20 protein-coding genes and 2 riboswitches are annotated in these 21792 nt (G+C 53.2%); of the genes, 11 read left to right on the plus strand and 9 right to left on the minus strand.

Annotation, left to right across the window (positions count from 1 at the left end):
• Positions 1 to 9 precede the first annotated feature (9 nt).
• The 5 genes from R70723_RS00485 to R70723_RS00505 all read right to left on the minus strand — a co-directional run bounded on the left by R70723_RS00485 (position 10) and on the right by R70723_RS00505 (position 5504).
• The gene (locus tag R70723_RS00485) at positions 10 to 495 is read right to left on the minus strand and encodes a GNAT family N-acetyltransferase (RefSeq protein ID WP_039868950.1); all 486 of its coding nucleotides are present in this window, start codon (positions 493 to 495) and stop codon (positions 10 to 12) included.
• 264 nt (positions 496 to 759) lie between these two features.
• Entirely contained in the window at positions 760 to 1251 is a 492-nt protein-coding gene (locus tag R70723_RS00490) for a C40 family peptidase (protein ID WP_039868952.1), read from the minus strand.
• A 5-nt stretch (positions 1252 to 1256) separates the two neighbouring features.
• Positions 1257 to 1401: riboswitch (cyclic di-AMP (ydaO/yuaA leader) on the minus strand.
• Between the two features lie 381 nt (positions 1402 to 1782).
• Positions 1783 to 2211 (minus strand): C40 family peptidase, encoded by a 429-nt coding sequence (locus R70723_RS00495; RefSeq protein WP_047170984.1) that lies wholly within the window; start codon positions 2209 to 2211, stop codon positions 1783 to 1785.
• A gap of 72 nt (positions 2212 to 2283) precedes the next feature.
• A riboswitch (cyclic di-AMP (ydaO/yuaA leader) is annotated at positions 2284 to 2422 on the minus strand.
• Between the two features lie 224 nt (positions 2423 to 2646).
• Positions 2647 to 3477 (minus strand): hypothetical protein, encoded by an 831-nt coding sequence (locus R70723_RS00500; RefSeq protein WP_052421133.1) that lies wholly within the window; start codon positions 3475 to 3477, stop codon positions 2647 to 2649.
• 11 nt (positions 3478 to 3488) lie between these two features.
• A complete protein-coding gene (locus R70723_RS00505) occupies positions 3489 to 5504 on the minus strand; it encodes a M1 family aminopeptidase (RefSeq protein ID WP_039868957.1) in 2016 nt (671 codons plus the stop codon).
• Positions 5505 to 5662: 158 nt separating this feature from the next.
• Between R70723_RS00505 and R70723_RS00510 the strand changes: the two genes are divergently transcribed.
• Complete coding sequence (locus R70723_RS00510; protein ID WP_039868960.1) at positions 5663 to 6169, plus strand: YwhD family protein; 507 nt, start codon at positions 5663 to 5665, stop codon at positions 6167 to 6169.
• A 100-nt stretch (positions 6170 to 6269) separates the two neighbouring features.
• Here the strand turns inward: R70723_RS00510 and R70723_RS00515 are convergent, their stop codons facing one another.
• The 3 genes from R70723_RS00515 to R70723_RS00525 all read right to left on the minus strand — a co-directional run bounded on the left by R70723_RS00515 (position 6270) and on the right by R70723_RS00525 (position 9787).
• Positions 6270 to 6740: an AbrB/MazE/SpoVT family DNA-binding domain-containing protein gene (locus tag R70723_RS00515; protein WP_039878060.1), complete on the minus strand. Its 471-nt coding sequence runs from the start codon at positions 6738 to 6740 to the stop codon at positions 6270 to 6272.
• 229 nt (positions 6741 to 6969) lie between these two features.
• A complete protein-coding gene (locus R70723_RS00520; RefSeq protein WP_047170985.1) occupies positions 6970 to 7638 on the minus strand; it encodes a DNA-3-methyladenine glycosylase in 669 nt (222 codons plus the stop codon).
• Between the two features lie 85 nt (positions 7639 to 7723).
• Positions 7724 to 9787 carry a transglycosylase domain-containing protein gene (locus R70723_RS00525; RefSeq protein ID WP_039868962.1) on the minus strand — a complete coding sequence of 688 codons (2064 nt, stop codon included), beginning with the start codon at positions 9785 to 9787 and terminating at the stop codon, positions 7724 to 7726.
• Between the two features lie 238 nt (positions 9788 to 10025).
• On the opposite strand from R70723_RS00525, the gene R70723_RS00530 reads away from it, so the two are divergent.
• The 6 genes from R70723_RS00530 to argS all read left to right on the plus strand — a co-directional run bounded on the left by R70723_RS00530 (position 10026) and on the right by argS (position 15958).
• On the plus strand, positions 10026 to 11192 hold the full coding sequence (locus R70723_RS00530; RefSeq protein ID WP_052421134.1) for a hypothetical protein: 1167 nt from the start codon (positions 10026 to 10028) through the stop codon (positions 11190 to 11192).
• Between the two features lie 225 nt (positions 11193 to 11417).
• Positions 11418 to 12275, plus strand: a complete 858-nt coding sequence (locus tag R70723_RS00535) for a carbon-nitrogen hydrolase family protein (protein WP_039868966.1) — start codon at positions 11418 to 11420, stop codon at positions 12273 to 12275.
• Between the two features lie 15 nt (positions 12276 to 12290).
• Entirely contained in the window at positions 12291 to 12959 is a 669-nt protein-coding gene (locus tag R70723_RS00540; protein WP_039868968.1) for a GNAT family N-acetyltransferase, read from the plus strand.
• A gap of 55 nt (positions 12960 to 13014) precedes the next feature.
• Positions 13015 to 13686, plus strand: coding sequence for a hypothetical protein (locus R70723_RS00545; protein WP_039868970.1), 672 nt, complete (start codon positions 13015 to 13017; stop codon positions 13684 to 13686).
• Positions 13687 to 13832: 146 nt separating this feature from the next.
• The gene (locus R70723_RS00550; RefSeq protein WP_039868972.1) at positions 13833 to 14276 is read left to right on the plus strand and encodes a YwiB family protein; all 444 of its coding nucleotides are present in this window, start codon (positions 13833 to 13835) and stop codon (positions 14274 to 14276) included.
• Entirely contained in the window at positions 14273 to 15958 is a 1686-nt protein-coding gene (gene argS / locus R70723_RS00555; RefSeq protein ID WP_039868975.1) for an arginine--tRNA ligase, read from the plus strand. The genes R70723_RS00550 and argS overlap by 4 nt, the downstream gene beginning before the upstream one ends.
• Positions 15959 to 16079: 121 nt before the next feature.
• On the opposite strand, the gene R70723_RS00560 is transcribed toward argS, so the two are convergent.
• Positions 16080 to 17255, minus strand: coding sequence for a S8 family peptidase (locus R70723_RS00560; RefSeq protein ID WP_039868977.1), 1176 nt, complete (start codon positions 17253 to 17255; stop codon positions 16080 to 16082).
• A 359-nt stretch (positions 17256 to 17614) separates the two neighbouring features.
• Between R70723_RS00560 and rpoE the strand changes: the two genes are divergently transcribed.
• From rpoE to fba, 4 genes are all read left to right on the plus strand, one after another.
• The gene (gene rpoE, locus R70723_RS00565; protein ID WP_039868979.1) at positions 17615 to 18172 is read left to right on the plus strand and encodes a DNA-directed RNA polymerase subunit delta; all 558 of its coding nucleotides are present in this window, start codon (positions 17615 to 17617) and stop codon (positions 18170 to 18172) included.
• A gap of 294 nt (positions 18173 to 18466) precedes the next feature.
• On the plus strand, positions 18467 to 20074 hold the full coding sequence (locus R70723_RS00570; RefSeq protein ID WP_039868981.1) for a CTP synthase: 1608 nt from the start codon (positions 18467 to 18469) through the stop codon (positions 20072 to 20074).
• A gap of 261 nt (positions 20075 to 20335) precedes the next feature.
• A complete protein-coding gene (locus R70723_RS00575) occupies positions 20336 to 20710 on the plus strand; it encodes a response regulator (RefSeq protein WP_039868984.1) in 375 nt (124 codons plus the stop codon).
• A 220-nt stretch (positions 20711 to 20930) separates the two neighbouring features.
• Positions 20931 to 21785, plus strand: coding sequence for a class II fructose-1,6-bisphosphate aldolase (gene fba / locus R70723_RS00580; RefSeq protein ID WP_039868986.1), 855 nt, complete (start codon positions 20931 to 20933; stop codon positions 21783 to 21785).
• The last annotated feature ends 7 nt before the right edge of the window (positions 21786 to 21792 follow it).

A 21792-nucleotide genomic window follows, 5' to 3' on the forward strand; every position in this document is an offset into this window, starting at 1 on the left:
CGGAACCGGTTATTTATTATAAACCATGCAGTAAAATGGCTTGTCTCCGGAGGGAGTACGGCGTTCATACGTATCTGTAATCGTAAATCCGCATTTCTGGTAGGTCCGGATGGCCCGCTGATTCCAGGTCAGCACCTCCAGGTCAATCTCCCGGTCCGGATATCTCTCCAGAGCAGCCTGAAGGATTGCATTCATAAAAGAATGCCCCCGTCCATGTCCGCACAGCTCAGGACGCATGCCGATGCCGAGCCGGACCACGCCTTCCATCGGAAACAGCTGCGCGAAGCCGCACAGGCCGCCTTGGGCGTCCACAACGGATATATATTGCTCGCTGCGCAGTACCGGGTCGCCAAATTCTATGCCTAGCGCCTGCATCTGCTCCCACGGCAGCCATCCGTAAATATTATAGGGCGGCCTGTAATCCCATCCGCATATATCCTCGGCGTGACTGGTCTCCATTGGCACAACATAAAAAGTAACTGGGGTGCTGCTCATAAGGCCACAGGCCTCCTTTCAGGGGACGATTCAATCTATACCGTATACTTAATTATATACATAACAGGGCGGGTTCAACTCAGGAATTTGGTGCAGCAGGCAGAAACTTGACAAACCGCCAATAATATTTTATGAAATTGCGGAAAATAGGGTTTTAAGGTGTTTTATGCGTGAGGGGAGGGGTAAGTAGTTTTATAGACAAAAAAACAGGCCCCCTCCAAGATTTCGGCAAAAATCCTGGAAAAGCGCCCGTTTTATCGTTACTTATTGAACATCATCATTTTCTTCGGAATCTGTTGCAACTGCATGGTAAGCATCTGTGCTCATGATCCGTTTGGCGCCAACGTAGCGGTTGACGTAGTAGTTGTCACTCAGCGAGCTGATGGTTACGCCCTTTGAGCTTGAAGCATGTGCGAATTTGCCGTTACCGACATAAATGCCGACATGGGATACGCCGCGGCCGCTTGTATTGAAGAATACAAGATCGCCTTCCCGGAGATTATCACGGGAGATCGCAGTGCCCATCTGGTATTGGGAGCCGGATTGATGCGGCAGGTTAATGCCGATCTTATCAAATACGTACATCGTGAAGCCGGAGCAATCAAAGCCGTTAGTCGATTCTCCGCCGGAAACATACTTGGTTCCGATGGCCTTATCGATGACTTTATCCATCCTGGAATCTGCGGAAGCGCTTGCTGCTCCAATGGTAAGCATAATAGAAAAGCTGAGTAGTGCGGCGGCTAACTTCTTCTTCAAAAGTAAATACCCCTTCCAAATGCCTACGAGGTTAGCTTAAGGGTTCGGTTGAAGGTCCCCTATGACCCCTCTGTGAATAGGAGGTCAATTCACCCAAAATCGGTTCCCCCGTTTCCCTTATTTCGTAAGGGAACTCGGCACGACTGTTGATTAGATTAGCTGGCAGAACATTATGACAAAACGTTTGTAAAACACGGTTGAATAATTACAAAAATGTTACTAAAAGCTCACTGCGATAATTGTAGCAAAGACAGAGGCTGTTGGCAATCACTTAAAACATATTAATGCATAATATTTGCGCTTTTTAAGAGAAGCGGGTGCTTAAAAAGACTCGAATTTACGTGCAAAGTAAGCTTTTTCAGAAATAATATTGGAACTTTTAGTAAGAGGGGTGTTTCATAAGGCCCAGATGTGTGTAAAAGGAATAATAAGGAAATAAAAAGGCAAAACCCGGAGCTGATTACGGCAATAATCAAGTCCGGGCCAGTATAAGTTACAATTATGTGTCAGAGGTTGTAATAAGGGGAAGGTTCAATCGTAAGCGACAGCCTGGTAAGCTGTTGTGCTCATTACGCGTTTGGCGCCAACGTAGCGGTTGGCCCAGTAAGCCTGGCTCAGCGAGCTGATGGTTACACCCTTGGAGCTGGAGGACTGTGCAAATTTTCCGTTACCGACATAAATACCGACATGGGAAACTCCGTTGCCCAGCGTATTGAAGAATACAAGATCGCCGGCACGCAGATTGCTTTTTGAAACGGCTGTGCCTACACTGTACTGCGCTTTCGAGGTGCGGGGCAGCGTAAGGCCGATGTTCTTAAATACGTACTTGGTGAAACCGGAACAATCGAAGCCAGAGGTGCTTGTCCCTCCAGTTTTGTAAGAAACTCCGATCGTTTTGGAGATAACTGCGTCCATTTTGGAGTCAGCTGAGACGCTTGTGGCGCCCATAGTGAATACCATCACAAGACCCAGTGCTGCTGCGGTGCATTTCTTTTTTAGATGTGTACGAAATGATGTGTGACTTTTCAAAAGATGTACTCCTTCCAAGGCCTGCGAGGTTAGCTTAAGGATTCGGTAGAAGGTTCCCCTATGACCCCTCTAAAGCGAGATCAATTCACCCAAAATATGGTTCCCCCACTTCCCGGTGCTGGGAATTTGGCGTTTTATGCACCAGAACAGTGACTGTTGATTGGCAATGTTGAAGTGTATAAGGTACATACAGTTAGTCGAAATTAGTTTCAAAAGATTACAAAGTTGTTACCGGTGGTACAGGCATCATTGTAACAGAGGTTTAAATGTTTTGCAAATGCACTGTAAAGCGGCTGCTAAGCACAAAAGAGTCACACCCCTGAAACAGAGGCAGTGACTCTTTTAATATGCCGTTTTGGCGGAAAATTATTGTGGGAATGTTTTACTGCTCCACAGGTGGTACTGGGCGGCGATTCCCCACATTTTGAACAGGGTGGAGGGGAGCGGTGCAACCTGCCGGAGGAGCAGCGCAGGCAGTCCGGGATAGAACAGGCCCGTTACCGCGCACAGCAGCCAGGTTAGCAGCCCTCCTGCGCCAAGCACAAGTGCTGCCCCGGTAGATGGAATAAGCAGCCTGAGGTAAGCGGGCAGCGCGGAGAACATGCCTGTGCCGGCAGTATAACCGAATTGCATATATAGCAGTACAGTCCGAATAATATACAGATAGAGCATCCAGGCCAGCAGATAAGGGAGAAGCCTCAGAAGCAGCTTATAATCTAACAGCCCGCCTAACAGCAGCGTATACATTTTGGGCAGCAGCCAGTATAGCGGAAGCGCGGAGAGTGCCCATTCAGCCAGGCTGAAGACGAATACCGGCAGCCCGTAAAGCCTCATTCCCGGAAAAAAGAACAGGCCGCGCTCACCCTTGCGCTCCTGATGCAGCTCATGGAGCAGTCCGGCGCGGATAAACGGGGATACCAGCAGCCGCAGCAGCGACAGCCCCAGCAACATCCAGAGCCAGCGCTGGACCCCCGGGTCACTGCCCAGAGCAGCCTGACCCTCGATATAATACAGCAGCCTGCCCAGGCCGCTGCCTCCGGCATGGGTATCCGGATAACGCAGCAGCACCGGGATAACAGCAGACCTGACGAACCTGTACAAAAAATAGCCCCAGAGCAGCCGGTAGATAAATAGCAGAATCAGTATATAAAATTGCTCCTTCATGCTGATCCAGCTGCGGGAAATTGCTCTTTTCACTATCCTTCACCTCACCAGACTAGAGTTCCGAGCAGAGTTTCAAGCAGTTTGGTTACACTTAGCGTCCAGCGCGAGAGCGTCTTCGGCGCAAGCTCGGCCAGCATGAAGTTATTCAGATGCTTAGCCTCCAGCAGAATGGAGTGTCCGGGGTCAATGTCCACAGAGGCAAGCGGGGCTTTGTAGGACAGCTGGAAGGCAGTCGATTTCTGCTCCCCGTTCCAGAATTGCTGTACGGTATAGCCGTCGGAAAAGGTGAATTTAACCGGAACATTAGCGTAGCTGCTGCCCTTATTGCTCACCTCTACCGTAGCCTCATAACGGGGCTCTCCGCCGTCAATGCCGGCTTTGGCAGCACCGTTGGTAATGCGGTCTACAGAGAAGTCAGGCGCACCGCCGCTGTATACATACTCGTCAAAATAGTCCTGCCACGACTGCTTGGTTACTTTTTCGACAACCTTCTGGAAGTCTGCAGTAGCAGGATGCTTAAATCTGTACTTGCGGGCGTAGGAGAGCATAATAGCATCCATTGTTTTGGTGCCGACCTGCTGTTCAATGTCTTTTAGCACCAGCTTGCCGCGGATATATACGTTACGGGTATAGCCTTCGGCAGCAGCGTACTTCCAGGTCTCCATATTAAGCGGCTGGGGGGCTGTAACCAGGCTGGCCTGCAGGGCGGCACTGGAGCTGACTCCATACTCCTGCTCCATCAGGCGGTCTTCGGCATAGGAAGTGAAGCTTTCGTCCAGCCAGGCTTCTTCAAACTCGTTATTGGCTACCATGCCGTAAAAGTACTGGTGGCCGATCTCATGGATGACAGTACGCTCAAGCGACATGCCGGGGGAGCTTTCAGCCGCTCCGAACGCTGTAATCAGTGTCGGGTACTCCATACCGCCTGCACCATTCCCTTCCTGGGGGGGAACCACAATGGATAAGGTGGAGTAAGGATAAGACCCGTACCATTTGCTGAACGCGGTCAGGGCTGCCTTGGCGGCCTGGAAATACCGCTCCTGCAGATCCTTATGCAGCGGGTCCAGGTACAGCTTGATCCGCACCCCCGGCACATTGGGGGCTGAGAAGGCTTCTTCGGCTACGACAAAGTCAGGAGACGCAGCCCAGGCAAAGTCGTGGACATCATCGGCATAAAACTGATAAATTTTCCGGTCCTGCTTCATTTGGGCGTTTTTAACCGGAAACCCGGTGGCACCTACAATGTAGTCTGAAGGGACAGAGATGGTTACATTGTAAATGCCGAAATCGCTGTAAAACTCCGAAGTGCCATGATACTGGTGGAGGTTCCAGCCTTCCTCCTTAACGCCTCTTGTGCCTTTGGGCTCGTATACACTGAGCTTGGGGAACCACTGTCCGGCCATCACAAAATTTCCGGCAGTGCCCATGCGGGCGAATATTTTGGGCAGCTTGACCTCAAACTGGATTTTGAGCGTCACGCTTTCTCCTCCGTTCACCGGCTGCGGAAGATGCACCTTTACCAGTGTGCGGTCATGAATATTGCCGTCATCAGGCTGAACATATTGCATGCGCTGCATGAGGGAAACCCCTTCAGTGGTCCGCAGATCGGTAATCGCCATACTGCCGAATCCGCCCTCAGGCATTGTATCGCCGCGCATCTCGCCGCCGGACTCTTTCATAAATGTAGTCTTTTCAGAGGCAAAAGCGTTGGGATAGAGATGGAAATAGAGCTCTTGTACGGGCTTTTGGCCGGGATGGGTCCAGGTAACCGTTTCTGCGGCCTCCAGTGTACCGGCATCTGCGTTCAGCCGTACATCGATATGATACTCGGTTACCCGCTGGCTTAATGCTTCAGAGACCGGAAGCGGCTTGCTCTCAGGAAGAACAGGCTCCACCGCCTTAGCCTGTGACACGGCAGCGGGGGACTTGGCCTCTTTCGGGACAGCGGCAGGCCGGGCGGCAGGGCTGTGCCCGCTCAGGAGCCAGAGGGAGCCTCCCAGCAGGATGAGGGCGGCCAGGGCCGCAGAGATGATCATGAACCTTAATGAAAGTGGCTTCATACTGTGATTCCTCCCGTGACAAGCATCTACGGGATGTATATGTTTGCAATCGCCGTATTATTAGCTAAAATTAAATTATTGTAGAACGTGAACTTGAGAATGTTGGTTTTGGCATTCTCAAGTTCATCTTGTAAAGTAAAAGGGAAGGATGTGCACTTGTGGATAACGTACAACCGGAGGGCAAAAAGCAGATTGCCTTGAATATTGTGAACGCAAAAAGCAAGCATAAAGGCTTTGGTGCCGGCTCCATTGATCTCAACAATGTATCGCCGGTCATTATTGACGGCGGTGAAGCCGTTATCGACATTGGCGCCATGCATGCCAAAAGCAAGGTAGAGAAGGGCATCAGATTCTCGATGAACCGTGATGATGTACCGGATGGGAGACAGGTCTGGGTAGTATGGGTGGCGGTTGACCGTACGCCGGAAGGACAGCTTTACGGCGGTATTACAGCCTGTGAGATGTGGATTGACGCTGAGGCACGGCGGGGCTGGAAAATTCTTGCCGATCATGTGAACAAGCTGGATGCAGCCTTGAAGCGCAAGATCATCCTGGAGGGTCTGGGATCAGCGGAGAAGGCGGCGCTTAAATCGCTGCTGATGTCCCATAATGCAGACTGGTGGGCAGCCTCCTCAGATGAGCTGAAGGAAGCGCTGAGTGAGTAGCAGGAGAATCACATAACAGACAAAAGGGCTTGAGCCTTCATCATGAAGGTTCAAGCCCTTTTTATATTTCATGAGGGTCATGGATGACTAACAGGTGCTTCTATTTACCGGACGAGCTAAGCTTGCGCTTAAGCTGGCTTACTCTTGCCTGACTGATGCCAAGCACCTCTGCAAGCTCCTTCTGGTTGGCGTAGGGATGCTCGGCTATCGCCTTCTCCAGACGCTGGCTCATCTCCTCGGTCTTGGTACGCCGGCCGCTAACGGCGGGTTCGGCACTGTCCTCCGCAGGATTCTGCAAAGGCTCGGCCGCATCCGCAATGCGTCCGGGATCGCCCAGCTCCTTGAGGCATGTGTTGCAGATGAACTGGTCTTTATAGTAAGTCACGTGGTCCAGGCTCCGGCAAAAGGTGCATTCGGTGGAAGTGTATTTCCGGAGTACAATAATTTCATCATTAAGAATGAAAAATTCGATCGGGTCCCCAATATCGATATTGCGGGTCATACGGATTTCTACGGGAACCACAATTCTGCCAAGACTGTCTAAACTCCGGATCATGCCTGTATCCTTCATCTCATGTCCCTCATTTGCATCTTTATTATTTTTTTTGCGGATATCTTCGATTATAGCAGTAATTGTAAGTTTAGAGAACGGGGAAAGCGCATTCATTTATATGTATATGCTTTTTAGCCAACATGAGGGAAGCCGCCTGCTCCGGTACTCCGGAGCAGGCGGCTTATTAGGGTTCTATTCTTTTTACCCAATATTTTGTCAGCGAAACCAAGGAGGCCTGTACAGGCGCTCAGTTCCATATAAAAGGCTGCTCCAGCTTGTCCTTTACCGAGACGTAAGGGTTGCTCCGCAGATAGAAACGCCAGGGAAGCCGGGCGTATTCCTCCGCATAGGGAATATTGATACGCGGGGCCTGGACGATATCAAGGTCCTTGGGCTCATCGCCCTGCTCCAGCCGCAGGGGGCTGTCCCCGTTATCAAGCCGGAGCCCGTTCAGGCTCTTATCAATCCGCAGCGCCCGGCACAGCTTGCCCGGGCCGCCGGACAGCCCTGCCGGGTTCCTTGCGGCAGCCCCGCGGTAGCTGCGCATCAGGCCGGCATCGCCGGCAGTCAGCGGCTCTACAGCCCGGATCAGCACAGCGTGCGGATCGCCTTCCCCGGCAGTAACGACATTAAGGCAATGATACATGCCGTAGATTAAATAGATGTAGATTGTTCCTCCCTCGCGGAACATTACATCCGTTCTTGCCGTACGGCGTCCCCCGGAGGCGTGGCTGCCCTTGTCTTCCACTCCGCCGTAGCTCTCAGTCTCGACAATACGGCAGCGGATCTCCCCATCCTCTGTCCGCCGGACGAGATGCTGGCCCAGCAGAAGCGGTGCAGCCTGCAGGGCAGGGAGACTGTACAGCTCGGGTCCGATAAGCAGAGACTTCTCTGGCTTGTTTTCTTTATGGTTCATATCCGGATGGCACCTTTCCCGGCAGGGCCAACCTGCCGCTCATGGCCTCATCGTACCTCAGGGTAGCAACGGCTGCAACTGCAGCCTAGTTCAGCCACCAGCGCTTTATATCGCTCCACAGGGAGTGGTCCTCCTTGCCTGGAGCCGCAGGGGTCTCTTCTGCAGGCGCGGTCTCTCCGCTGGTGCTGTGCTCCTCACAATACTCTGTTGGCTCCGTGCCGCTGATAAAGGTCTCGAGCTCCTTCTCCGGGCAGGCAGCCGTAGCCAGCTTGCCGGACTCCGGGTTAATGTAGACACTGACAACACCGTCCGGAATCGGGAAAATCTTCGGCGGCACATTGGCCAGAGCCTTCTCTGTAAATTCTGCAAAAATCGGCGCAGCCCGTCTTCCGTCGGCTGTGGCAATATCACGGCCCTTGTCATACCCGACCCAGACCGCAGTGGACAGCTCGGGCGTAAAGCCGACCATCCAGCCGTCAGTGTCTGTGGTACCGGTCTTGCCTGCTACAGGACGCTTGATAATGGAGGCTACGCGGTTGCCGGTGCCACCGCTCTCAAAGACCCCCTCCATCAGCCGGGTCAGCACGTAGGCGGCTGCAGGCTCGACGACCTGCTCCCCTGAAGCCTGCGGGGCCTCATAGACCAGATTTCCCTTGGAGTCGGTAATCTTCAGAATGGCCGTAACCGGCTGCCTGATGCCGCCTCCGCCGATTACGGCAAAGGCGGAAGCCATCTCAAGCGGACTGACCGGTGAGGTCCCGAGTGCAAGGGAAGGAACGCTTTGCAGCGGACTGCCGATACCCAGCCTGGCGGCCATGTCCGCGACCTTGTCGGCACCGATGGCCATAATGGTATTAACAGCATAAATATTGTCGGAGGCGGCAATGGCCTGACGCATATTAATCTCCCCGAGATACTTGTCTCCGAAGTTTTTAGGCTGGTAGGTTTTGCGGTTATTGTCATAATGGAACAGGGTCGGCTGGCTGTTGAAGACGGACAGGCCGGTCATTTGCCTGGATGAGAGGGCGGTCAGATACATGATCGGCTTAAAGGAGGAACCCGGCTGGCGGGTGGTTGCCAGGGCATGATTGAACTGATTGCTCCGGTAATTCTTGCCTCCGACCATCGCTTTGATATAACCGGTGCGCGGATCAATAGAGACGAGCGCGGTCTCCAGCTCACTTGAGGAATCCATTCCTTTATCAACCGCTTCCTCAGCTGCCTGCTGCATATCGGGGTCAAGCGTCGTGTATACCTCCAGTCCGCCGAGCTCCAGCTCGTCGCTGCTGATTCCCAGCGTATCTGTAACCAGCCCGCGCACATAATCGCGGAAATAGGGGGCAAGGACAACGGTATTCCGTTCTCCCTGCGGCTTGAAGCTGAGTACAGCCTCTGAGGCCTCTTCAGCCTGTGCTGCAGTAATATCACCTACCTGGACCATGGAGGATAAAATAATTCCCTGCCGCTTCTTGGCATTGTCCGGGTGAGTGTACGGTGAATAATAGGTCGGGCCTTTGGGGATACCGGCCAACAGCGCGCTTTCCGCAAGACTCAGCTCTGCCGCCGCTTTACCGAAATACATGCGGGAGGCAGCCTCTATGCCATAGGCTCCGTGACCGTAATAGATTTCATTTAAATACATATTCAGAATCTCGTCTTTGCTGTATTTCATCTCCAGCTGCATGGTGTAGAGGGCTTCCTTGGTTTTACGGGTCCAGGTTTTTTCATGGGTAAGGTACAGATTGCGGGCGAGCTGCTGGGTCAGCGTGCTGGCCCCCTGGGAGCGTTCACCCTTCTCCAGATTGGCCAGAACAGCCCGGGCCATGCCCTTCAGATCAAACCCGGCATGCTCAAAAAACTTGCGGTCCTCTACAGCGAGAGTGGCCTGAATCAGCTCGGGGGCGATCTTGTCCAGTGTTACCGGATTACGGCTGCGCCCGTCTGTTGTAAAGGTAGCCAGCACATTGCCCCTGGCATCGAGCAGACGGGAACGGATATCATCACCGACCGGAGGCAGCGGTTTGTTATAGAGGTAGCCCAGCAGCGCTCCCGCAGCAAGCACAAGTATTATTGTCATGGCGGCCAGCAGCCGGATCAGCCGGCGGAGGCGGTGTTTCTTGACTTTCGGGTTAGCAGAATCGCGCGGCATGGCTTCAGGCTCCTTGTCCTCAGGAATGTTAAACGGCCGGCGGCGTTCATCCGCTAAGGATAGTGCCGGTTAGTTTTCATTATGGGAAAGGAAACGGGCAGATATTCAGGGCCGGGGCAGCAGTAACCAAATTGTCTCCTTTTTGTGACCTTCCCGGGGTAGATAGAACAGCAGGGGGAGAGTATAACAGAGAGTAGCGCTGACAGGAAAGGGTATATATATCACAGGAGGTGGCACCATGAATTGGACTAAAAAAGTACATTTAAAAGCATTAACGCTTCTCTCGGCCGGACTGCTCACGTTGTCTGTGTGGGGTGCAGCAGCTCCTGTACAGGCGGCAGCGGCACCAGCCGGCGGCAGCGGAGATCACGGGCTGCTGCAGCAGCTGCAGGCCAAGTATCTGGCTGCTGAAGAGACACCGCTCAGCTTCAATGATCTGGCGTTTCTCAGTGCAGATACAGGACGGGCCGCAGGCAAAGGGTTTATGATCGGGACATCGGACGGCGGCGGCCATTTTCAGAAGATTTATGAGGGACAGTGGAACTTACGGCAGATCTCATTCCCGGACAACGTGCACGGCTGGGCATTAGCATCGGTTCAGGAGCAGAATGGGGTTTATCTTATAGGCACAACGGACGGCGGTTCGACCTGGACCAGAATTTCAGAGTCACAGGTAGGCTTTGAGCGGATTGCTTTTACAGACAGCAAGCACGGCTTCGGTTACGTCCGTGCCTTTACGTATTATACGGAAGACGGGGGGCGGAGCTGGAGCCAGATCAAGACTCCCGCTAACACGCGCGGCGCAGAGTTTACCAGCCGCAATAACGGGTGGGCAGTAGTGGTGGCACCGGGCGAAGGCTACCGGGTTATGAAGACTACTGATGGCGGAGCGACCTGGAAGCTGGCACTTAAATCGCCGTTCGCTTACCCGGAGTACGGACAGGTATATGCCAAGGGTGACCAGGTATATGCGCTCCTCTACGGAGGATCAGGTATGTCCCAGACCTCGTATTCGCTGTATGCCAGCGGCAATCAGGGAAAGAACTGGACGCGCGTAATTGCCCAGGAGACGGCGGGCGGCGGTCCCGCACCGGGCAGCGGATCAGCGCTGCTGAAGAAAGGTCCGGTATCCGGCAGACCGGCCAATATGCAGCTGGCCGGCAGCAGCACAGCCTTTCTGGCAGGCTATTCGCCTGCAGGTGAACAGGTGGCTGTCGGCCGCACACTGAACGCGGGCAAGCAGTGGAGCAACCTGCCGGCAATTGCCGGATATGAAGCAAGGATCTCCTTCCCTGACAGCAAAGCGGGCTGGATGGCAGTCAAAGATGCTGATGCTTCATTCCTTTATGCCACTCAGGACGGTGGCATGACCTGGACGGAGAAGTTTGCTTTTAGAGGGAAATAACATGAAAAGATTAAAGAGCTCGCCAGAATGATTACAGAGCGGGCTGCCAAGTAAAATATATGGCTGCTCTTCCGCAAGATTTAGCCAATCTTCCGGAAGGGGGCCTTTTTACGTTTACCTGCCGAGTGTGATTTTGGCCGCCAGTATGATAAAATTTGATTTACTTTAACAGGACGGTGCCGCGTAGCTGCGGAGCCTGTGGACAATTGCTAGGAGGAATGCAGAGTGGCCTTTCGCGTATCCGCGGTTCAGTATCATTTGCATACGATTACTTCATTTGAGGAGTTTGCCGCCCGGTGTGAGCATTATATCAAGACCGCTGAGGAATTCAGCACCGACTTTATTCTGTTTCCGGAGTTCCTTACGACTCAGCTGATGTCCATCGGGGACGGACAGGGAAATGCCCTGGGCATTGAAGACCTGCCGCAGTTTACGGAGCAGTACCGGGACATGTTCTCCGGCTATGCCAGAAAGTACAATGTGCATATCATCGGAGGCACCCATGTGCTGCGCCGGGAAGGCAAGCTGTACAATGTAGCGCATCTCTTTTATCCGGACGGAAGAATTGCCGAGCAGGCCAAGCTTCATATTACGCCAGCTGAGGTAGAGGGCTGGAATATGGGGGCCGGTGAAGGCCTGGAGGTCTTTAAGACGGAGAAAGGTACTATCGCTATGCTGACCTGCTATGATATCGAATTTCCGGAAATTGTGCGGATGGCCAGAGCCAAGGGGGCGGATGTGATTTTTTGTCCTTCCTGCACGGATGACCGCCACGGGTTCCACCGGGTACGCTATACCAGCCATGCGCGTGCAATCGAAAATCAGATTTACGTTGTGCTGACAGGAACCGTCGGGTCGCTGCCGACTGTTGATCTCATGCGTGCGAACTTCGGGCAGGCTGCTGTAATCACACCTAATGATGTTCCTTTTCCGCCAAAAGGGCTGCTGGCTGAAGGTGAGATTAACGATGACATGATTATAACCGCCGATCTGGATCTGGAGCTGCTGTACCGGGTGCGTGAGCGCGGGTCAGTGACCACCTGGCGCGACCGTAGAACGGACCTTTACACAGACTGGACATAAAGGAGTCAGGCAAGGATGTATACGAAGAGCTTTTATGCATTTGACGGCAAGGTGCCGGTCCCTGCGGTTATCCGGAATTATACGGCCGCGGATTTCGGCGAGCTGATTATGATACAATCGGAGGCTTTCCCGCCCCCTTATCCCGAAGAGCTGCTGTGGAACCGGGAACAGCTGCACAATCATGTGGAGCTGTTTCAGGAGGGGGCGCTCTGTGCCGAAGTGAACGGCGAGCTGGCCGGTTCGGTCACGGGCCTCAAAATTCATTTTAATGAAGAATCGGTGCATAACGGCCATACCTGGTCCGAAGTAACAGCGGACGGGTATCTTACCACACATCAGCCTTACGGCAATACGCTGTACATTGCAGATCTGTGTGTACGCCCCAAGTTCCGCAAGCTGGGCCTGGGCAAGGAGCTGGTGCAGTCACTGTATCATGTTGTAGTGGAACAGAAGCTTGAACGGCTGCTGGGTGCGGGAAGAATGCCGGGCTATCATAAAGAGGCTTCCCGGCTATCGGCGCAGGCGTATCTTGCTGAGGTTATCAGCGGACAGCTGGCTGATCCGGTCATAACGTTCCTGCTGCGCTGCGGACGGTCGCCGCTTGGTGTGACAGCAGACTACCTGGAGGATGAGGAGTCCTGCAATTACGCCGCACTGATGGAGTGGCGCAATCCTTTTTTATAGAAAAGACTGGCTAAAGGCAGAACCCAATCAGAATAACACTGGAGGAGATTCTACTATGGAATATGTAAGAATTACGAGCCTTTCTGATCCGCTATTCAGACAAGTACATAATCTGCTGAGTGAGGTGTTCCCGCCGGAAGAGGTGCTGGAATACAGCCTGTGGCAGGAGCCGCTGGAGGATCCGGGAATCCGTGTGTTCGCAGCCGTCCATGAAGGCAACGTTGTCGGTACTACAGAATACCGTTACTATCCGGACTGGAATGTGGCGATGACCGACTTCACCGTAATCGGCCGTGAGGGCCTCGGCATCGGGCGTTTTCTGGCTCAAAGCCGCCTGAAGGATCTTAGGAAGCTTGCAGCAGACAACGGCAAGGAGCTGTACGGCATGTTCGCGGAAATTTATGATCCGTACCGGGTGGAGGATTTCGGCTTCGGCGGCGTTAAGCCGATGGACCCGTTTGTCCGCCGTGAGGTATTGTCCCATCTGGGATATGAGCGGCTCGATTTCCCTTATGTCCACCCGTCCTGGCAGGGTGACGGTGAGGCTGTAACCGGGCTGGACCTCTGCTTTATGCCCGGACAGGAGGGACAGGAGACGGTAGAGGCATCGCTGGTGGCCGACTTCCTGACCCGCTACTATACGGTACTCGAAGATAAGCCGGCCGCCTGGCATGCCATGGTAGAGCAGCTGCGCTCCACAGATAAGGTGCGGCTGCTGCCGTTGTAGCTAAGTTAAATAAATTGAACCTATATTCAATTCAAAGGGAAAAATAAAAGTTCAATTGTATTGCTCACCCGAACTGGATATAGTGTACAATGGGTAAGCGAATATGCCTTGAATTTATGAATTGAACGATAAGCGAGGAACAGAGAATGTCTGAATTACAGTCCGGCAAATACGGTGTTACTGTAACTCTGGAAAGCCGGCAGGACGGGCAGAAGAATGTAATTACGGCTGCCGGGGAAGCTGTCTCCAAGGGGGAGCAGCTGTTTATCCGTTATGAAGAAACGGAGCAGGGGCCTCAGGGAGAGGCCGTATCCATCCGTACGATGATAAAGATTACAGGGCGCGAACTGAAGCTGATCCGGCACGGGAGTATCGAGTCTGAGCAGTCTTTTGAGACAGGGAAGCAGTTACCCGGCTTCTACCGCTCCCCGTATGCCCAGTTCAATCTTTCTACCGCAACACGGAAGCTGGATATTACGCGTAATGGACGTTCGCTGGAGGTCTCGTGGGAGTATGACTTGTACGTCTACGGGGAGTTATCAGGACAGTTCGCTATCAGTTTGTATATACAGGAGGAACCACAATCATGACACAAAGTTCAAATCCGCTGCAGCTTGCCAATGAGCGGGTCAAAGAAGCGGTAGCAGGTGCTATTCTGGCTGCCGGTCTCGTAACGCAGGAAGAGCTTCCGGCCATTGCGCTGGAGGTGCCGAAGGACAAGGCTCACGGAGATCTGGCTACCAATGCCGCTATGCAGCTTACCAAGATCGCCAAGCGCAACCCGCGCCAGATTGCGGAAGCTATTATTGAGCATCTGGACACCGCTTCCGCCTCTATTGAAAAAGCGGAAATCGCCGGCCCGGGCTTCATCAACTTCACGCTCTCCAAGAGCTATCTTTACCCGGTCATCGGTCTTGTCACAGAGCAAGGCGATAATTACGGCCGGATTGAGACGGGCAAAGGCAAGAAGGTAGAAATGGAGTTTGTCAGCGCCAACCCTACCGGCAGCCTGCATCTCGGACATGCCCGCGGCGCGGCTGTCGGCGATGCCCTCTGCAATGTACTGGATTTTGCCGGTTACCAGGTAACCCGCGAATACTACATTAATGATGCCGGCAATCAGGTGAATAACCTGTGCAAATCAATTGAAGCCCGTTATCTGCAGGAGCTTGGCCAGCCGGCGGAAATGCCGGAGGACGGCTACCACGGTGAGGACATCAAGGGCTTTGCCAAGGATCTTGTCGCTGAGAAGGGTGATACCCTGCTGGAGCTGACTCCGGGAGACCGTGCGGCATTTTTCCGTACCTACGGGCTTACGAAGGAACTTAACAAGATCAAACGCGACCTTGAACGCTTCCGCGTAAATTTCGACATCTGGTTCAGCGAGACCTCGCTGTACGAGAACGGCCAGGTGCTGCGCTCGCTGGATGAGCTGCGCGACCGCGGCGAGGTATACGAGCAGGACGGCGCTACCTGGCTGAATACGACCAAATACGGCGATGATAAGGACCGCGTGCTGATCAAGAACGACGGCACCTACACCTACCTGACACCGGATATCGCTTATCACAACGACAAGTATGAGCGCGGCTACGATACCATGATCAACATCTGGGGTGCCGACCACCACGGCTACATTCCGCGGATGAAGGCTGCTATGTCGGCGCTCGGCAATGACCCTGAGAAGCTGGTCGTGCTGATTGCCCAGATGGTCAGCCTGTTCCAGAACGGCGAAAAGGTCAAAATGTCCAAGCGTACCGGTAAGGCCGTTACAATGGAGGATCTGATGGAGGAGGTCGGACTCGACGCGATCCGCTACTTCTTCACTATGCGCAGCATGGATTCCCATCTTGATTTCGACATGGATCTGGCGATTTCCACATCCAATGAGAATCCTGTCTATTACGTGCAGTATGCGCATGCGCGGATCTGCAGTATTTTCCGCCAGGCTGAGGAGCAGGGTATCACCGTGCCGGCTATGGATCAGATTGATTTCAGCAAGCTGACAGCCGTTCATGAATATGACCTGCTGCGCAAAATCGGCGAGCTGCCTGCCGAAATTGCCATTGCTTCCGAGAGCTATGCACCGCACCGCCTGATCCGCTACGTGTACGATCTGGCTGCGCAGTTCCATAGCTACTACAAGGCTGAGCGCGTCATCACTGACGACGCCGCCCAGACCGTGGCCCGCCTCGCCCTGCTGGGCGCGGCCCGCACCACCATCGCCAACGTCCTGCGTCTCGTTGGCGTAACGGCACCTGAGCGGATGTAGCACCCGCTCAGCACACCAAGCACCGCCTCCCCGTGCCCCGGGGAGGCGGTGCTTTTTGGTGCCGCCGGCGCTGCGCCCGGCGGCCTGCCCCCGCCGCAGTGCGCGGCGGGGCCCTGCGGGCCTACGCCTTCGCGGCAGCGGCGGCGGCCCGTTTGGCTCTTGCGCCTGCGCGCAGCAGGCGCAGGGCATCGGCTGCGCCGCCGCCGAGGGCGGCGCGGCGCTGGCCCTTGCGCAGCCGCACCGGCAGGGCCGTGCGGCGCAGGAGCTGCTTCAGCTCGCGCGGCGTCAGCGCCGGACGCAGCGCGAGCAGCAGGGCCGCGGCACCGGTGACATGCGAGGTCGCCATGGAGGTGCCGCTCATTTCCTTGTAGCCTTCCCGCAGCCAGCAGGAGGGCACGCCCTCGCCGGGCCCGTATACGTCGATATACGGGCCGCGGTTGCTGAAGGCCGCGACGCGGTGCCTCCGGTCAAGGGCGCCGACGGCAATCGTCTCGGGATAACGGGCCGGGTAATCCCCGCCCCGCTTGCCGTCGTTGCCGGAGGAGGCGATGATGGCGATCCCGGCCCGGTAGGCCTTGATTACCACATCATGCAGAGCCTTGCTCCGGGTTTTCATGCCGAAGCTCATATTGATGATGTCGATCTTGTTCTGCACACACCAGTCGATGCCGAGCACGATGTCGGACACATAAGCGGAGCCGTTATGGTCAAAAGCCTTGACCGGGTAGAGCAGCGCCCGCGGTGCCACACCCATCATGCCGCGTGAACCGCCGGCGGCGGCCAGTGTGCCGGCAATATGAGTGCCGTGCCCGTTGTCGTCCAGCGGCAGCATGCCGCGGTGGAGCAGGTTAACGCCGGAGGCGAGAGAATGCTTCAGGTCGGGGTGGCGGTAATCGACCCCTGTGTCGATGACTCCGATTTTTACATGGACTCCGGTCGACCTGGACCAGGCCTGGGGGGCATGAATCGCTTTCACGCCCCAGGGCATGATGGAGGTGGCTGTTTTTTCCGCCGGGAGAGAATGGACCTGGATTCTGAAATCTTCTTCTATGCTCAAGGAGGCGGGAAACCGGTCCATCAGCTTCTCCGCCCCTGCAGCCGGAACAAAAAAGGCCTTAATCAGGCTCGAGACCTGAACCTGCCGCAGCCCCGGGCGTTTGGCCTTCAGTGATTTCCACTGCGACAGGGCACCGGCATACTGGCGGTGGTCATTAAAAGTCACGATGCGCCGCTCCGCATTTTTGGGGGCAGCCGATATCTCCTCAAGCAGCAACTGCCAAAATCCGTAATAATCCATAAGCTACGCCGTCCCCTCCTCGCTGCCGTGCTGCCATATTGTATGAGGAGAGGCGGGCGTCCGAATGGGAACTTGCCCTTTTTTTACGAAATAGGCTGCCCATCGTGTCAAAAGGCGGAGCTTCACATAAAATAAACAGAAGAGATCTTAAGCTCTCTTTGCAACATCCCGTAAGGAGCCGATCCTTGGCGCGGATACAGTCATGTGCGGAGGAAATTCCTCCGCCTTTTTTATTGCCGCGGATTATTTTACATATTATTCCTTAGTATTTCCGGCTTCCATCCGCATTTGACTTGCATTTTGCCCTCAAATAGGTTTTACTTAGTTTTGTTAATATGCGTGAGAGGAAGTGTCCCTTAGTGAGTACGCCACTCAATTTAAAGCTGGACCCTGAGAAAGTTAAAGAAATGCCGATGGTCGACCTGGCCTTCCTGGTGCTTAAAGCGGCCAATACGCCTTATTATTACCGTGACCTGATGGTCGAAGTGGCCAAGCTGCGCGGTATGACCGAAGAACAAACCAACGATACGATTGCCCAGTTATATACCGAGATCAACATCGACGGGCGTTTTGCCTGTGTCGGAACCAATCTGTGGGGATTGAAGCGCTGGTATCCGCTTGAGCGCTCCGATGATCCAGTCGGCAACTCCAAACGTCCGCGTATCATCAATGATGAGGACGATGACCTGGAAGATGACGACTTTGCTGAAGAGGATGATAACTACGCTGCCGAGGAAGAGGATTTCGATGCGATCGATGAAGACCGCGACGACCTCTATTCCGACGACGACAGCGAAGAGGAAGTTGACGAGGATGTTGTCATTGATGATGATGACATGGACGAAGATGAGGATGAAGAGGATTCGGAAGAAGAAGGTAATGGGGACGCTGACGGCAACGGGGAAGACGATTATTAATATCGCAGAACCGCGTAATTCCTCCCTTGACACGGGTGGTACCGCCAGAGTAAACTATTGCATGGGCTTCTAATGAACGTTAATATGTTTTCTAAAATAAAAAGTGCCCCGGCTCTACGGGTGTCACTTTTTTTATTTTTTTAGATGGTTTTTCCGTGGTTTTTGATGATTATCGCCTTTCATTTTAGGCGGCGGAAGTAACTTTGGTTTCCCCCGTTTTGATAATGGAAAAAAGGGTTACGATAAACAGAAGCGTCGCCTGAATTCCTGGACTTTATTTAGGAGGGTTTTACAGTGACAAAGTATATTTTTGTAACGGGTGGCGTCGTGTCTTCCCTGGGCAAAGGCATAACTGCCGCTTCGCTGGGCAGGCTGCTCAAAAACAGAGGTCTCAAGGTGACAATCCAGAAATTCGATCCTTACATTAACGTTGACCCGGGAACAATGAGCCCTTATCAGCACGGGGAAGTTTTCGTTACCGATGATGGAGCGGAGACTGACCTTGACCTTGGACACTATGAACGGTTTATTGACATTAATCTGTCCAAGAACAGCAACGTGACTACAGGGAAGATCTATTCCTCAGTTATCAGTAAAGAGCGGCGCGGTGAATACTTGGGCGGAACTGTTCAGGTTATCCCGCATATCACGAATGAAATCAAGGAGCGCGTATTCCGTGCGGGACGTGAGACAGGCTCTGACGTAGTCATCACCGAAATCGGCGGTACTGTAGGCGATATTGAGAGTCTGCCGTTCATGGAAGCTATCCGTCAGATCAAGAGCGATATCGGCCGTGAGAATGTAATGTACATTCACGTAACACTGATTCCTTACATCAAGGCTGCCGGTGAAGTGAAAACCAAGCCGACACAGCACAGTGTAAAAGAGCTGCGCAGCATCGGAATTCAGCCGAATGTGATTGTATGCCGCACAGAGTATCCTCTGACCGATGACATGAAGGCCAAGCTTGCCCTGTTCTGTGATATTGATAAGAATGCCGTAGTAGAGTGCCGCGATGCCTCCACTCTATATGAAGTTCCGCTCAATCTGCGTGACGAAGGCCTGGATGAAATTGTAGTCAACCACCTGAAGCTGACTACTCCGGCTCCGGATATGCGCGAATGGGAGAGCATGCTGGGCCGGATCCAGCAGCTGGAGCGTACGGTTGAAATTGCAATTGTCGGTAAATATGTAGCTCTGCATGACGCTTATCTGAGTGTAGTGGAGTCATTGTCCCATGCCGGCTTTGCGGCGAATGCGGAGGTTAAGATCCGCTGGGTTGATGCTGAGCTGATTACGGATCAGAATGTGGACGAGCTGCTGGGCGGCATCGGCGGCATCCTTGTTCCGGGCGGCTTCGGGGACCGGGGGATTGAAGGAAAAATTTCCGCAATCCGTTATGCCCGTGAGCAGTCTATCCCGTTCTTCGGCATCTGCCTGGGAATGCAGGTATCGGTAATCGAGTATGGCCGCTCCATCCTGGGGCTGACCGGTGCGAACAGCTCGGAGATCGATCCGGCTACACCGCATGCTCTGATTGACCTGCTGCCTGAGCAGAAGGATATTGAGGATATGGGCGGAACGATGCGCCTTGGCCTTTATCCGTGCAAGCTTTTGCCGGATTCCCTGGCAATGTCCTGCTATGAGGATGAGCTGGTGTATGAGCGTCACCGTCACCGGTACGAGTTCAACAATGCTTACCGCGATGAGATTGAAAAAGCGGGCCTCGTAATCTCCGGAACCTCACCGGACGGCCGCCTCGTCGAGATTGTGGAGCTTCCGGGACATCCTTGGTTCCTGGCGGTACAGTTCCATCCGGAATTCATTTCCCGTCCGAACCGTCCGCAGCCGTTGTTCCGCGAATTTGTCAAAGCATCCCTGACTCATTCAGAGCAGCTGTAATATTTTATATACGAATACCCTTTACGGGTCTCGGAAAGCCTCCATCAGGAGGCTTTCTTTTGATATTAAGCACAGATTGTCTGTAAACTACCGCAAGATGTGACCATTTTATGGAATCATTTTACCCTTTTTATCCAATTAGCAGGATTTTGGCTGTAAAGCACGAATTATAGGTTTCGTATAGACTGATAAGTCATAATGGGCCGTTAGCTGTGAGAGGGCGCGGTATTGACAACTGCTTTAAATCTGGGAGGGTATGATATGGAAAAGAGAAAAGTGTTAATCGTCGATGATCAGAACGGAATCCGCATTCTCCTGATGGAAGTGTTTAACAGCGAGGGGTATACCACCTATCAGGCTGCTAACGGAAAAGCGGCGCTTGATATTGTCCAGAAGGAATCCCCGGATCTGGTTCTGCTTGATATGAAAATTCCGGGCATGGACGGGCTGGAAATTCTCAAGCATCTGAAGCAGCTGAATCCGGCCATTAAAGTCATTATGATGACGGCATACGGAGAGCTTGATATGATTAAGGAAGCTACAAAGCTTGGCGCGCTGATGCATTTTACGAAGCCGTTTGACATTGATGAAATGCGGGTAGCGGTGAATATGCATCTTCAGGGGCAGGCCGGTTAATTAGTCTCAGTCTTCTTGATATAGATGGTTTGGTTTCAGGCTTTTATGGATACTCTAAATAGGATAAGTCTGCCCTGTGACGGGGTTGGATAAATATCGTCCCACCGGGACATTTTTTTGCGTGCCCTATTTAGTATTTGACACAGGATGTGCTATAATAAGCCTGTATGTGATGTGGGCTTATATATAGGCAACCAACATTCTTAGGAGGATTGAAACCATGCCATTAGTATCTATGACTGACATGTTAAACAAAGCACTTGAAGGAAAATATGCAGTAGGCCAGTTCAACATTAACAACCTGGAGTGGACTCAGGCGATTCTTGGTGCAGCAGAAGAAGAGAAATCCCCGGTAATTCTTGGTGTTTCCGAAGGCGCTGCGCGTCACATGGGCGGATTCACTACTGTAGTGAAGATGGTTGAAGGACTTATTCACGACATGAAGATCACTGTTCCTGTTGCTATTCACCTGGACCACGGCTCCAGCTTTGACAAATGTAAAGACGCTATTGATGCCGGATTCACTTCCGTTATGATCGACGGTTCCCATCATCCAATCGCTGAAAATATCGAAATGACCAAAAAAGTTGTTGAATACGCACACGCTAAAGGCGTTTCCGTTGAAGCTGAAGTTGGTACAGTAGGCGGACAGGAAGACGACGTTATCGGCGGCATCCAGTATGCAGACCTTAACGAATGTATCGCTCTGGTTAAAGAAACTGGCGTTGATACCCTGGCTCCGGCGCTTGGTTCCGTACACGGACCTTACCTTGGCGAGCCTAACCTCGGATTCAAAGAAATGGAAGAAATCCGTGATGCTGTTAAGCTTCCGCTCGTTCTTCACGGCGGTACCGGTATTCCATTGCATGATATCCAGAAGTCCATCTCCCTGGGAACTTCCAAAATCAACGTAAACACTGAGAACCAGATTGCATTCGCAAAAGTGGTTCGCGAAGTGCTGGCTGCTAAACCGGATGCTTACGATCCACGTACATTTATCGCACCAGGCCGTGAAGCTATCAAACAGACCGTTATCGGCAAAATCCGCGAATTCGGTTCCAGCAACAAAGCCTAAGCTGATC

The sequence above is a fragment of the Paenibacillus sp. FSL R7-0273 genome, assembly GCF_000758625.1.
Classification (GTDB): Bacteria; Bacillota; Bacilli; order Paenibacillales; family Paenibacillaceae; genus Paenibacillus_AQ.